Origin of the sequence: Kitasatospora sp. NPDC096147 (assembly GCF_044763225.1) — a bacterium.
In the GTDB taxonomy this organism is placed as follows: domain Bacteria; phylum Actinomycetota; class Actinomycetes; order Streptomycetales; family Streptomycetaceae; genus Kitasatospora.
Window position 1 is genome coordinate 217,677 of the sequence record NZ_JBIWFX010000006.1, and the last position, 13,181, is coordinate 230,857.

At 70.1% G+C, this 13,181-nt stretch carries 11 protein-coding genes; 8 read left to right on the plus strand and 3 right to left on the minus strand.

Translation table 11 applies throughout. The annotated features are described in order from the left end of the window. Window positions 1-61: 61 nt before the first annotated feature. Entirely contained in the window at window positions 62-853 is a 792-nt protein-coding gene (locus tag ACIRBX_RS21245; protein WP_402298608.1) for a GntR family transcriptional regulator, read from the minus strand. Between the two features lie 334 nt (window positions 854-1,187). On the opposite strand from ACIRBX_RS21245, the gene ACIRBX_RS21250 reads away from it, so the two are divergent. The 7 genes from ACIRBX_RS21250 (at window position 1,188) to ACIRBX_RS21280 (ending at window position 10,759) form a co-directional block, all read left to right on the plus strand. Next, entirely contained in the window at window positions 1,188-2,480 is a 1,293-nt protein-coding gene (locus ACIRBX_RS21250; RefSeq protein ID WP_402298609.1) for an extracellular solute-binding protein, read from the plus strand. A 105-nt stretch (window positions 2,481-2,585) separates the two neighbouring features. Next, on the plus strand, window positions 2,586-3,572 hold the full coding sequence (locus ACIRBX_RS21255) for a carbohydrate ABC transporter permease (protein WP_402298610.1): 987 nt from the start codon (window positions 2,586-2,588) through the stop codon (window positions 3,570-3,572). A 2-nt stretch (window positions 3,573-3,574) separates the two neighbouring features. Further along, entirely contained in the window at window positions 3,575-4,477 is a 903-nt protein-coding gene (locus ACIRBX_RS21260; RefSeq protein ID WP_402298611.1) for a carbohydrate ABC transporter permease, read from the plus strand. A gap of 2 nt (window positions 4,478-4,479) precedes the next feature. Beyond that, window positions 4,480-6,006, plus strand: coding sequence for a glycoside hydrolase family 3 protein (locus tag ACIRBX_RS21265; protein WP_402298612.1), 1,527 nt, complete (start codon window positions 4,480-4,482; stop codon window positions 6,004-6,006). Window positions 6,007-6,295: 289 nt separating this feature from the next. Further along, complete coding sequence (locus ACIRBX_RS21270) at window positions 6,296-7,615, plus strand: extracellular solute-binding protein (protein WP_402298613.1); 1,320 nt, start codon at window positions 6,296-6,298, stop codon at window positions 7,613-7,615. Between the two features lie 184 nt (window positions 7,616-7,799). Then, the gene (locus tag ACIRBX_RS21275; protein ID WP_402298614.1) at window positions 7,800-8,846 is read left to right on the plus strand and encodes an SIS domain-containing protein; all 1,047 of its coding nucleotides are present in this window, start codon (window positions 7,800-7,802) and stop codon (window positions 8,844-8,846) included. A gap of 392 nt (window positions 8,847-9,238) precedes the next feature. Continuing rightward, window positions 9,239-10,759: a sensor histidine kinase gene (locus ACIRBX_RS21280; protein ID WP_402298615.1), complete on the plus strand. Its 1,521-nt coding sequence runs from the start codon at window positions 9,239-9,241 to the stop codon at window positions 10,757-10,759. Between the two features lie 381 nt (window positions 10,760-11,140). On the opposite strand, the gene ACIRBX_RS21285 is transcribed toward ACIRBX_RS21280, so the two are convergent. Continuing rightward, the gene (locus ACIRBX_RS21285; protein ID WP_014138019.1) at window positions 11,141-11,392 is read right to left on the minus strand and encodes a WhiB family transcriptional regulator; all 252 of its coding nucleotides are present in this window, start codon (window positions 11,390-11,392) and stop codon (window positions 11,141-11,143) included. 350 nt (window positions 11,393-11,742) lie between these two features. Continuing rightward, window positions 11,743-12,711 (minus strand): diacylglycerol/lipid kinase family protein, encoded by a 969-nt coding sequence (locus ACIRBX_RS21290; protein WP_402298616.1) that lies wholly within the window; start codon window positions 12,709-12,711, stop codon window positions 11,743-11,745. 51 nt (window positions 12,712-12,762) lie between these two features. Here ACIRBX_RS21290 and ACIRBX_RS21295 point away from each other — a divergent pair, with 51 nt between their 5' ends. Further along, window positions 12,763-13,176, plus strand: a complete 414-nt coding sequence (locus ACIRBX_RS21295; RefSeq protein WP_402298617.1) for a hypothetical protein — start codon at window positions 12,763-12,765, stop codon at window positions 13,174-13,176. Window positions 13,177-13,181 lie beyond the last annotated feature (5 nt).

Consider the following 13,181-nt stretch of genomic DNA (forward strand, 5'->3'; position numbering starts at 1 on the left):
GACGCGTGTCACCACCCCGTGCGGAACTTTCCGGATAACGGACGCTCTGGGTGCTACTCCGTCAGGAGGAGGGCCGCTGAAGGCGGGTGATGAACTTGTAGCGGTCGCCGCGGTAGATCGAACGGACCCATTCCACCGGGGCCCCTTCGGCGTCGAAGGAGTGCCGGGAGAGCTGGAGCATCGGCAGTCCGAGGTCGGAGCCGAGCAGGCCGGCCTCGCGCGGATTGGCCAGGGTGGTCTCGATGGTCTCCTCGGCCTCGGCGACGGTGACGCCGTAGACCTCGCGCAGCGCGGTGTAGAGGGAGTTGTGCTTGGCCAGGTTGCGCCGCAGGGCCGGGAAGCGCTTGGCGGAGAGGTGGGCCACCTCGATCGCCATCGGGTCGCCGTTGGCGAGGCGCAGGCGCTCGATCCGCAGCACCCGGCCGCCGGGCTTGATGTCCAGCAGCGGGGCCAGGTGGTCGTCGGCGCTGATGTAGCCGATCTCGATCAGCCGGGAGGTGGGCTCCAGGCCCTGGGCCCGCATGTCCTCGGTGTAGGAGGTGAGCTGGAGCGCCTGGGCCACCTTCGGCTTGGCCACGAAGGTGCCCTTGCCCTGGATGCGCTCCAGCCGGCCCTCGACCACCAGCTCCTGGAGGGCCTGGCGGACGGTCGTGCGGGAGGTGTCGAACTGGGCGGCCAGCGCGCGCTCGGGCGGCACCGGGGTGCCGGCCGGCTGGGTCTCGGTCAGCTGCAGCAGGTGGCGCTTGAGTCCGTAGTACTTGGGGACGCGGGCGGTCGGGTCGGCCGCCGGCCGCTCCGCCTGGGCCTCGGGTTCGGTCACCTGGGCCGCCGTGCTGCCCCCGTCGCTGCTCATTCGGCCGTATCTCCCGGTCCTCGCGGCGCCTTCCCAGACCCCGCTTCCTCAGTTAACGGCACACATCGTTGCACGTATGGCTTGTCAACGGGGACCTCATCACGCGATGAACGATGAGCGGTGTCGGCTTGGTAACGGGTGGTCCGGTTTGCTCTGGGAGCCGTTGACACGCCCATTGGTCTAGGCCAAGCTCCAGACATCTGGTCTACACCACTCAGACCACAATGAATTCCCAACCCCGTTCCAAGGGTTCGCGACACCCAATCCTGCTGAAATGCACGGGTATGTCGCTGCCCCCGGTGGGGGTAACCCGGGCATCCCTCAGGAGGATGGCGTGAAGCGTCAGCTCATCGCGGCGGTCGGCGTCGCAGCAATGGTCGTCGGTCTCGCGGCTTGTGGTTCGGACTCCAAGCCTGCGGGCGGCGACGGCAAGTCGGAGGCCGCTCCCACCAGCCTCACCGTCTGGCTGACGGTCGACGCCCAGCAGAACTGGCCCGAGCTGGTCAAGTCGGCGGACGACGCGATCACCGCCAAGTACCCGGGCATCAAGATCAACCACGAGTACTACGGCTGGAAGGACAAGAACACCAAGTTCGACTCCGTCCTCGCCACCGACTCGGTGCCGGACGTGGTCGAGATGGGCAACACCGAGATGCTGCCCTACATGATCAAGGGCGCGCTGGCCCCGCTGGACGTCTCGAAGTTCGAGAACAGCTCCGCCTGGCTGGACGGCCTCAAGGCCTCCGCCGTCTACAACGGCAAGACCTACGGTGTCCCCTACTACGCCGGTGCCCGCGTGGCCACCTGGCGCAAGGACATCGCCGCGGACGCCGGCGTCGCCGCCGCTCCGACCACCTACGCGGAGCTGACCGCCGCGCTGGACAAGATCCAGGCCAAGCAGGGCGACAAGTTCTCCGCCTGGTACCAGCCGTCGCGTGACTGGTACACCGCGATGTCCTTCGTCACCGACGCGGGCGGCGCGATCGCCAAGCAGGACGGCGACAAGTGGAAGGCCTCGCTCTCCTCGCCGGAGGCGATCAAGGGTCTGACCGCGTGGAAGGACGCCCTCGGCAAGTACATGAAGGGCGACCTGACCAAGGACGACGCGGACCGCTACATCGTCTACGGCCTGGGCCAGTCCGGCATGATCTACGGCGCCGGCTGGGAGGGTGGCTCCGCCGCCGACCCGAAGTTCGACAAGACCGGCGGCAAGCTCAAGGAGAACCTGGTCTCCTTCGTGATGCCCGGCCCGTCCGGCAAGAACCTCTCCACCTTCCTCGGCGGCTCCGACCTCGCCGTCCCGGTGAAGTCGAAGGCCAAGACCGCCGCCGCCGAGTGGATCAACGCCTTCACCAACAGCAAGGCGCAGGAGACCCTCATCAAGGCGGGCAACCTGCCCAACAACAAGACCCAGCTGGCCCCGCTCAAGGCCGACCCGAAGACCGCGGCCACCGCGACCGCGGCCGAGATCAGCTGGTTCGTCCCGACCGCGCCGGGCTGGCTGCAGGTCGAGAAGGCGAACGTCCTGCAGAACGCCCTGCAGGACATCGCCCAGGGCAAGAAGACCGTCGAGGCCGCGGCCAAGGACGCCGACACCGCCATCGACGGCCTGATCAACAAGGCCTGATCCACCGTCAGCCCGCCGGCCCCCTCACCACGCGAGGGGGCCGGCGGGCCCCGGTCGTGACGCCCCCATCTCCAAGCAAGACCAGGCGTAGTTGAGGAGCACGTGATGAGTGCCGACACATCCACCGCGAAGGTGCCGCAAAGGCGGCCCTCATCATCGGCGGGTGCGCCCGCCTCCGGCAGAGCGGCCAAGCGCGGCAGCCGTCTGAGCGGGGCGGCCGTCCCGTGGCTGCTGCTCGCCCCGACCATGGTCGTGCTGGCCGTGGTGCTCGGCTACCCCCTGGTCCGCCTGGTCACGCTGTCCTTCCAGGACTTCGGACAGTCCCAGCTCTGGGGCTTCCTGCCGACCGAGTGGGTCGGCTTCAAGAACTTCACCACCGTGCTCGGCGACTCGATGTTCTGGGACGTCGTGGTCCGCACGATCGTCTTCACGGTCGGCGCGGTGCTCTTCACCATGGTCCTCGGCATGCTGATCGCCATGCTGCTGGTCCGGGTCTCCGGCTGGGTGAAGACGCTGATCAACATCGCCCTGGTGGCGAGCTGGGCGATGCCGATCGTGGTCGCCGTCACCGTCTTCAAGTGGATGTTCGACACCGACTACGGCGTCGTCAACTGGCTGCTCACCAAGGTCGGCCTGGACTTCGAGAAGCACAACTGGTTCGTCGACTCCACCCAGGGCTTCGCCATCATCATGGCCCTGGTGGTCTGGGGTGCCGTGCCGTTCGTGGCGATCACCCTGCACGCCGGCCTCACCCAGGTGCCGAAGGAGCTGGAGGAGGCGGCCCGGATGGACGGGGCCGGCGCCTTCAAGGTCTTCCGCTACGTCACCATGCCGGTGCTCAAGCCGATCATCGTCATGCTGGCCACCCTCTCCGTGATCTGGGACATGGGCGTCTTCGCCCAGGTCTTCCTGATGCGCGGCGGCCACCCCGAGCCCGAGTACCAGCTGCTCACCACCTACTCCTACGACAAGGCGTTCGTGGTCAACGACTACTCGATGGGCTCGGCCATCGCCCTGCTGACCGTTCTGCTGCTGCTCGGCGTGATCGCCGTCTACATGCGACAGATGCTGAAGATTGGAGAGGTGGAGTGACGATGACCGACACCGCCGCCCCCGCCGCGTCCGAGCAGCCCGCCGTGCCGGCCCCGGCCGCGAAGCTCCGGAAGTCCAAGGAGAAGGCCCCCAAGGGACGCCCGCTCTACAACCTGCTCGGCGTCATCACCGCCGTGGTCCTGGGCTTCCCGGTCTACTGGATGGTCAACACGGCGCTCAAGCCGTCCAAGGACGCCATCTCGACCGACCCGAAGTTCCTGCCCTTCCCGCTCTCGCTGGAGAACTTCAAGCGCGCCCTGGAGGTCTCCGACTTCTGGGGGCCGGTGCTGCGCTCGCTGATCATCGCCGGCTCCACCGTGGCCATCGGCCTGGTGGTCGGCCTGCTGGCCGCGCTGGCCATCTCCCGGTTCGCCTTCCGGGGCCGCAAGGTGGTCATCGTCGGCATCCTGACGGTCCAGATGGTCCCGCTGGTCGCGATGATCATCCCGGTCTTCCTGCTGCTGAACGACCTGGGCCAGTACAACAAGCTGTCCGGCATCATCCTGACCTACCTCACCTTCGTGCTGCCCTTCACGGTGTGGACCCTGCGCGGCTTCATCGTGAACATCCCGAAGGAGCTGGAGGAGTCGGCCATGGTGGACGGCTGCACCCGCACCGGCGCCTTCGTCCGGGTGGTCTTCCCGCTGCTCGCCCCCGGCATGGTGGCCACCGCGATCTACGGCTTCATCCAGGCCTGGAACGAGTACCTCTACGCGCTCCAGCTGCTCAGCCAGACCAACACCACCGCCACGGTGTGGCTCGGCAACTTCACCACCACCCGAGGCACCGAGTACGCCCCGATGATGGCCGGCTCGACGATGATGGCCATCCCCGTGGTGATCTTCTTCCTCCTGGTGCAGCGCCGGATCGCCTCCGGCCTCACCGCCGGCGCCGTGAAGGGCTGAGCATGAGCATCCTGACCCCCGCCGTGACCGGCAGCGACCAGCTCCACCGGGACGCCCTGACGGTCCTGCAGCCGGGTTTCGTCGGCACCGCCACGCCGCCGGACTGGGTGCGCCGGCACCTGGCCGACGGCCTCGGCTCGGTCGCCCTGTTCGGCCGCAACGTGGTCGACCTGAAGCAGCTGGCCTCGCTCACCGCCCAACTGCGCGCGGAGAACCCGGACCTGCTGATCGCGATCGACGAGGAGGGCGGCGACGTCACCCGCCTGGAGGCGCCGTCCGGCTCCTCCTGGCCGGGCAACCTCGCGCTCGGCGCGATCGACGACGTGGCGCTCACCGAGAGCGTGGCCCGCGAGCTGGCCCGGGCCCTGGTGGCCTGCGGGGTCAACCACAACTGGGCGCCCTCGGCCGACGTCAACTCCGACCCGCGCAACCCGGTGATCGGCGTCCGCTCGTTCGGCGACGACCCCGAGCTGTGCGCCCGGCACACCGCCGCCTGGGTGACCGGTCTGCAGTCGGCCGGCGTGGCCGCCTGCGCCAAGCACTTCCCCGGCCACGGGGACACCGCGATCGACTCGCACCTCGGCCTGCCGGTGGTGGACGTCGACGTGGACCTGCTGCGCTCCCGCGACCTGCCGCCGTTCCTGGCCGCGATCGAGGCCGGTGCCAAGTCCGTGATGACCGCTCACATCATGGTCCCGGCACTGGACCCGGCCCTGCCCGCCACCCTCAGCCGCTCGGTCCTCACCGACCTGTTGCGCGGTCAGATGGGGTACCAGGGCCTGATCGTGACCGACGGGATCGAGATGGGCGCCATCTCGGACACCTACGGGATGGGCAACGGCACGGTCCGGGCGCTCGCGGCCGGCGCCGACGCGATCTGCGTCGGCGGCGGCCACGACGACGAGGAGACGGTGCTGCACCTGCGGGACGCCATCGTCGAGGGCGTGCGCTCCGGCGAGCTGGCCGAGGAGCGGCTGGCCGACGCGGCCCAGCGGGTCCGTGCGCTCGGCTCCTGGGCCCGGATCGAGGCCCAGGCCGGTCAGGCCGACCCGGAGCTGGCGATCGGCCTGCGGGCCGCCCGCCGGGCCCTGCGGGTGGTCCGCGCCCCGGGCCGCACCTTCGCCCCGGTGACGGAGCGTCCGTTCGTCGCCTCGCTCTCCGCCGAGCCGAACTTCGCGGTCGGCTACGAGACCCCGTGGGGCGTCTCGGCCATGCTGGCCGACCGCTTCCCGGGCACCTCGACCGCCGCCGTCGGCCCCGAGGACGCCGCCCCGGGCGCGCTGGCGGCCACCGCCGACCGCCTGCTGGCCGGCGCCGAGGGCCGCAGCCTGGTCCTGGTGGTCCGGGACGAGCACCGCTACCCGTGGATGACGGAGCTGCTCGCGCGGCTCCTGACGGCCCGTCCGGACGCCGCCGTGGTCGAGATGGGCGTGCCCCAGGCCAAGCCCGCCGGAGCCCTGTACGTGGCCACCCACGGCGCCGCACGGGTGTGCGGGCTGGCGGCCGTCGAGGTGCTCACCGGCCAGTGACCGGAATGCAATTGACATAACGTCAACAAAAGGCCCCCGGAGGAATTCCTCCGGGGGTCTTTTCCGTGTCCGCGACAAGAATTCTGACGACCCCTCAGGGTGCCTTAAGGGAGCATTAACGGAACCCTATGTGCCCGTCCGGCAACGCATCGCACACGACTCACAACAGGTCTGCAACGTCCGCCACTTGGACACCCGGAATCCGTTGACACCAGCTTTGGTCTAGGCCAGTCTCCAGCAATCCGGTCTAAACCACAGCTTGGTCCGGGATCGATACCAGGAGGATGGCGTGAACCGTCGGCTCATGGCGGCGTTCGGCGTCGCAGCACTGCTCGCGAGTACGGCCGCCTGCGGCAGCGGGGGCGGTTCGGGTGCCGCGAGCGGCGGTCCGAGCAGCGCGGACCCGAAGACGATGACCGGCAGCGTCACCATCTGGCTGATGAACGAGGCGCAGCAGAACTGGCCCGAGCTGGTCCAGCAGGTCAACGACGAGTTCGCGGCCAAGTACCCGAAGATCGACCTCAAGCTCAGCTACCAGGGCTGGGCCGACAAGATCGCCAAGCTGGACGCCGCACTGGCCGGCCAGGGCGAGGCACCGGACGTGGTCGAACTCGGCAACACCGAGACCATGAAGTACATCCTGAACAATTCGCTGCTCCCGGTCGACAAGGCGAGCTACGACAACTCCGACACCTGGATCAAGGGCCTGGTCAAGACCTGCGAGTACCAGGACAAGCTCTACTGCGTGCCGTACTACGCGGGCGCCCGGGTCGGCATCTACAACACCGCGATGTTCCAGGAGGCCACCGGCAGCGCCGACTTCCCGGCCACCGAGGAGGAGCTGAAGGTCGCGCTCGACAAGGTCGCGGCCAAGCGCAAGGGCGACAAGGGCTTCTCGGCGCTCTACCTGCCCGGTCCGTACTGGTACGCCGCGATGTCCTACGTCGAGGCGTACGGCGGCACCATCGCCCGCTTCGACGCCACCGGCAAGTGGCACGGCTCGCTGCACGACGAGAAGTCCCAGAAGGGCGTCCAGCACTTCGTCGACCTGGTGAAGACGTACAACAAGGGCGACCTGACGGTGAACGAGCTCAACCAGTCCGGGGTGCTCGGCAAGCAGCGGGCCGCGATGCTCTACGGCAACGGCTGGGAGATCGGCACCGCCACCGCCCCGGTCGGCGGCAACCCCTCGCTCAAGGACGTGCTCAAGGTGGTCGGCATGCCCGGCCCGAACGGCAAGCCGCTGCCCTCCTTCATCGGCGGCTCCGACCTGGCGGTGACCGCCAAGTCGCAGAGCCCGGACGCGGCGAAGGACTGGATCCGGATGTTCACCAGCGCCAAGTCGCAGCAGGTGCTGGTCGACAAGGACACCCTGCCGAACAACCTCACCCAGCTCGCCCCGCTGAAGTCCAAGCCCACCACGGCGGCGGCGGCCAACGCGGTGCCGAACGCCTGGTTCACCCCGCTGGCGCCGGGCTGGGGCGCGGTGGAGAAGCAGAACGTGCTGGTCAACATGCTCACCGACATCCTGAAGAACGGGAAGACGGTCGACCAGGCCACCCAGGAGGCCGACGCCAAGATCGACCAGCTGATCAACAACCCGTCCTGACGCGGACCCGTCCCGACGCGGTCCCGTCCTGACGCGGACCGGTCCTGACACGGACCCGTCCTGACGCACCGTCGGAAGCCGCCGTCCACCCGCTCCACCGGACGGCGGCTTCCGCGTGCCGGGGCGGCCGGCGGTCCGTAGGCTCTCCAGCGGGGGAGTCGGAGCGAGCCGGAGGCAGCGTCAGATGTCCCTCGCCGAAGGGCCCGGCCGCATCATGGCGGCGGAGACGGCCGAGCAGCCCGCCGTGCTCCGCCGGATCCTCCGCGAGGGCGCCCCGGGCATCGCCGCCGTGGCGGCCGAGATCGCCGCCCGCCGTCCGCGCTTCGTGCTGCTGACCGCGCGCGGCACCTCGGACAACGCCGCGCTGTACGCCAAGTACCTGGTGGAGATCCGGCTCGGCCGGCCGGCCGGGCTCAGCTCGATGTCCACCGTGACCGCCTACGGAGCCCGGCCCGACCTCACCGACGTGCTGGTGGTGACGGTCAGCCAGTCCGGGGGCTCCCCGGACCTGGTGGCCTCCACCAACGCGGCCCGGGAGGCCGGCGCCGTGACGCTGGCCGTCACCAACAACCCCGGCTCGCCGCTGGCCGAGGTCTCCGAGTTCCACGTGGACGTGCTGGCCGGGCCGGAGCGGGCGCTGCCGGCGACCAAGACGTACACCGCCGAGCTGCTGACGCTCTACCTGCTGGTGCAGGGCCTGCGCGGCGAGGACGGGGCACCGGCCGAGGTGCTGCCGGAGCTGGCCGAGGAGCTGCTCGGGCGGCGGGACGAGGTGCGGGCGCTGGCCGAGCGGTACCGCTTCGCCCAGCGGCTGGTGCTCACCTCGCGCGGCTACGGCTACCCGACCGCCCGGGAGGCGGCGCTCAAGCTGATGGAGACCAGCTGGATCCCGGCCACCCCGTTCTCCGGCGCGGACCTGCTGCACGGACCGCTGGCGATGGTGGACAACGTCTCACCGGTGATCGCGGTGGTGCCGGACGGCAGGGGCGGGGACGCGCTCCAGCCCGTGCTGGACCGGCTGCGGGGGAGGGGCGCCGACCTGGTGGTGTTCGGCAGCGAGCAGCAGGTGGCGGCGGCCTCGGCCGGCTTCGTGCTGCCGTCCGGGGTGCCGGAGGAGCTGCAGCCGGTGCTGGAGATCCTGCCGTTGCAGCAGCTGGCCCACGAGGTGGCGATCGCCCGCGGCCAGGACCCGGACGCGCCGCGGGCGCTGGCCGGCACCGGCGGGGGGTAGCGGCCGGGGGCGGAGAAGGGGAGCGGAGGAGGGCCCGGAACGGGCCCGGACAGCACTACGGGCCACGGCGCCGACACAGGACCCTCAACCCGTGCGGCACCGCAGCCCGGAGCTGTCGTCGGTCGCTCCTGAGGGCCGGGGACTGTGCGGGGTCACCGGTCCGGAGCGTCCGACCGAGGAGCCACCGCGCGCGGTCAGGGCAGTTGCGCGGGGGGTGGACTCCTTGGTGCTCTTCCATTGTGGACTAGACCAATCCTGGTTGTCCAGAGAGGCCCCCGGATTGGTCTGGACAACCTGCGGCGACCTTCCGGCGGACCTCCGGCGGCCCCCGGGTGGACGCCCGGGGACGGCCTGGTGAGCCCCGCCGGGGCCGATCCGGATACGCTCGCCCTGTGCCCTCGCTGAACGAACTCGTCCGCCGCCACACCACCCTGACCGGTGCCGACGTGGAGTGGCTGCACAACCTGGTCTCGGAGTGGCAGCTGCTCTCCGACCTCTCCTTCGCCGACCTGGTGCTCTGGATCCCGACCTGGGACGGCATCCGGTACGTCTCGGTGGCCCAGATGCGGCCGAACACCGGCCCCACCTCGTACCAGGACGACATGGTCGGCCACCTGGTGCCGCGCGGTCGCCGCCCGCTGCTGGACGCCGCCTACGACGAGGGCCGGATCGTCCGCGAGGGCGACCCCGAGTGGCGCGAGGAGGTGCCCGTCCGGGTGGAGTCCATCCCGGTCCGCCGGGAGGGCCGGGTGCTCGGGGTGATCGCCCGCAACACCAACCTGCTGACCGTCCGCACGCCCAGCCGGCTGGAGCTCACCTACCTGCAGTCGGCCTCCGACCTGGCCCAGATGATCGCGGCCGGCAGCTTCCCCTACCCGGGCGTCGAGCAGGCCGACATGGACGCCGCCCCCCGGGTCGGCGACGGCCTGATCCGGCTCGACGCCGACGGCATCGTCACCTACGCCAGCCCGAACGCGCTCTCCGCCTACCACCGCCTGGGCCTCACCACCGATCTGGTGGGCAGTCACCTCGGCCGCGCCACCGCCGAGTTGGTGCCGCCCTCGCGCGGCGCGGTGCACGAGGCGCTGGTCAAGCTGGCCAGCGGCTGGGCCCCCCGGCAGACCGAGGTCGAGGCCCAGGGCGGCGTGGTCACCCTGCGGGCCATCCCGCTGAAGCCCAAGGGCACCCTCACCGGCTCGCTGGTGCTCTGCCGGGACGTCACCGAACTCCGGCGCCGCGACCGGGAGTTGATGACCAAGGACGCCACCATCCGGGAGATCCACCACCGGGTGAAGAACAACCTCCAGACGGTGGCGGCGCTGCTGCGGCTGCAGGCCCGCCGGATGGACTCCGAATCCGGGCGGGCCGCGCTGGACGAGGCGGTCCGCCGGGTCGGCTCGATCGCCATCGTGCACGAGACGCTCTCCCAGGGCCTGGACGAGGCGGTGGCCTTCGACGAGATCGCCGACCGGGTGCTGGCCATGGTGATGGAGCTCTCCCAGGACGGCCGGGTGGCCACCAGGCGCACCGGCTCGTTCGGCATCCTGTCGGCGGAGATGGCCACACCGCTGGCGATGGTGCTCACCGAACTGCTGCAGAACGCGCTGGAGCACGCCTTCGGCCCGAGCGCCGGGGGCAATCTGGAGGTCAGTGCACTCCGGGGGCGCGCGCCGGCCACCGGCAAGGGCTGGTCGGACAGTTGGAACACCGGGGCGAAGCCGGAGGAGTACCTGCTGATCACCGTGCAGGACGACGGCACCGGCATGCCGGAGGGCTTCGACCCGCAGAGCTCGGGGAACCTCGGGCTGCAGATCGTCCGGACCCTGGCCACCAACGAACTCGGCGGCACCTTCGACATGGTGGCGGCGCCGGAGGGCGGGACGAAGGTGATCCTGGAGATCCCCGTGCGGTAGTGCGCGACAGCACGGGCGGGCGGACGCAGGACTGCGGCTGCGGGTGGTCGCCTGCCGATTCGCGCAGTTCCTCGCGCCCCGGGCGTGACCCGGTTGCCGAAGAAGGACGAAGCAGGACAACGAAACGAGGCCCTGTCGACCGGGGGGGTGGGTCGACAGGGCCTCTCAACCCGTTCCGGCCGTCGGGGGGAGTCGGCCGGAACGGGGGCTCTGTGGTGTCGCGCGGCACTCGTCCCGCGTGTTGCACACGGTGAGCGCCACAGCTCCACGGTATTGCTCTGAGTGAACCGTATCAAGTACCCGCGGTGCGGAAGGCCCGGCGCGCCGAGCGGCGCTGCCTGACCCTTGATCGTGGATTGATCAGGCGGGGCTGACGGTCAATCAGGCGGTGCGGGCCCGGTTGCGGGCGGCGCGGCGCTTCATCGCACGACGCTCGTCCTCGCTCATGCCGCCCCAGACGCCGGCGTCCTGGCCGGTCTCGAGCGCCCACTGGAGGCACTGCTCCATGACGGGGCAACGGCGGCACACGGCCTTGGCTTCCTCGATCTGCAGCAGAGCGGGGCCGGTGTTCCCGATCGGGAAGAACAGCTCCGGGTCCTCTTCGCGACAGACAGCGCGGTGGCGCCAGTCCATGTTCGTCCAACTCCTCCGGTCGGCAGGCTGTGGCCCGCTCGACGCAATCGATGGTGGCTTGTGAATGTGAACGCTTTCACGAATCCCGCAACAGCAAAAGGGACCAAAGGCCCATGAGGCCTGGGAGGTCTGTGCTGGAGGGGGTTCGGGCTATCAAGGGAGCTTGTCGCGGTATGTCCCGCTGCGACGTGTCCCGATCGCCATGTAGAGGTTCGCAAACCTCGGGCCCGGATACAACCCCCTTCGGCTGGAAATTTTTGATTCTTCGGTGTCGCTTAGCTCACAGCCCGTACTTCTATGGGGTGAAGGGGGCTTGTGCGTTCGAGAAGAAGGGCAACGGGCCCTTCTGGTCACACAATCACACGCAGTGCCCGCCGAACGCCTGTGAAACTGACGCGACTCCTGTCTCCAAGGTGGTCCCCGTCGACCTGGAACGGGGCTGGTTCCTGCGAAACCAAGGTGAAGTGCCGGACGTCGTGGTAGGAGACGAGGTGCTTGCCGGTGGGGCCGGACGGCCGTGCGGCGCCTTCCGAAGTCGTGTGCGAACGCAGAATCTGACGCACCGTTCGAGCCGTGCCGAACGCGGTCATTCGAGTGATGCCGAAGATGTCCAGGTCGGTCTCGAAGGACGCGGAGGGGGAGGGGAAGACCGGACGGCTGCCCAGGAAGGTCCAGGGAGAGGTATTGCTGACTATGGCCAGGACGAGGCCCGGCACCGGCTCCTGGCCGTTGATTTCCAGGCGGATGGGGCCGTTTCGGCGGTGATCACGCTCGGTGACGAAGTGCCGGAGCGCCTGGCCCACGTACAGCCCGTGGGTGGACTTTCGGCCGGCCCGCCGCTGCTCCTCCACCCGGCCGACCACGCCGGCGTCGAAGCCCAGGCCGGCGGTGAAGGTGAACCAGCGGTCCGGGTGCCCCTCGGCCATCGCCTTGCCCAGGCCGATGGCCCGCTCCCGGCGGTGCTCCAGCGCGTCCAGCAGGGCCCCGGTGGCCTCCACGGGGTCGTTCGGCAGGCCGAGGGTGCGGGCGAAGACGTTGGTCGAGCCGCCGGGCACCACGGCCAGCCGGGGCACCCGTTCGGAGGGGCCGTGCGCGAGCAGCCCGTTGACGACCTCGTTGACGGTGCCGTCCCCGCCCAGGGCGACCACCAGGTCGAAACCGCGTTCGGCGGCGCCTTCGGCCAGGTCGTGGGCGTGTCCCCGGTACTCGGTGTGCGCCACCTCCAGCCGGAGGTCACTGCGCAGGGCGTGGATCAGCACGTCGCGGGTGCGTCCACTGGTGGTGGTCGCCTTCGGGTTCACGACCAGGAGAGCGCGCATGGCGCTCAGCCTACGGGTCGGGGTGCGAACCGCTGCGGCTACCCTGCTGGAGTGACCACGGATTCCATCACCCCCGCCCCCGCCCGGCCCACCGCGCTGCTCGTCGGCGCCGCGATCACCGCGGTGGAGGGTGCCGCGCTGGCCGGCTGGGGCGTCTACGACGTGATCGCCGGGTTCTTCTGGGACTCCCCGGCGCTGGGCCGCAGCGAGTTCGGCGGGGTGATCCTGCTGCTGCTCGGCGCGCTGCCGCTGCTGGCCGGCCGGGCGCTGCTGCGGCTGCGCCGCTGGGGCCGCACCCCGGCCGTGCTGACCAACTCGATCTGCCTGCCGGTGGCCTACTACATGTGGCAGAACGGCGGGGCGATGCAGGTGCTGGGCGTGGCGGTCGGCCTGGTCGGCCTGGTCGGCATCGGTGCGCTGCTCAACCCGAAGGTGACGGGGGTGCTCTACTCGCAGCCCGAGTAGCGCAC

Coding starts and splice junctions, on each gene's coding strand:
- ACIRBX_RS21245 (WP_402298608.1), bottom strand. CDS start 853: ATGAGCAGCGACGGGGGCAGCACGGCGGCCCAGGTGACCGAACCCGAG.
- ACIRBX_RS21255 (WP_402298610.1), top strand. CDS start 2,586: ATGAGTGCCGACACATCCACCGCGAAGGTGCCGCAAAGGCGGCCCTCA.
- ACIRBX_RS21260 (WP_402298611.1), top strand. CDS start 3,575: ATGACCGACACCGCCGCCCCCGCCGCGTCCGAGCAGCCCGCCGTGCCG.
- ACIRBX_RS21265 (WP_402298612.1), top strand. CDS start 4,480: ATGAGCATCCTGACCCCCGCCGTGACCGGCAGCGACCAGCTCCACCGG.
- ACIRBX_RS21275 (WP_402298614.1), top strand. CDS start 7,800: ATGTCCCTCGCCGAAGGGCCCGGCCGCATCATGGCGGCGGAGACGGCC.
- ACIRBX_RS21285 (WP_014138019.1), bottom strand. CDS start 11,392: ATGGACTGGCGCCACCGCGCTGTCTGTCGCGAAGAGGACCCGGAGCTG.
- ACIRBX_RS21290 (WP_402298616.1), bottom strand. CDS start 12,711: ATGCGCGCTCTCCTGGTCGTGAACCCGAAGGCGACCACCACCAGTGGA.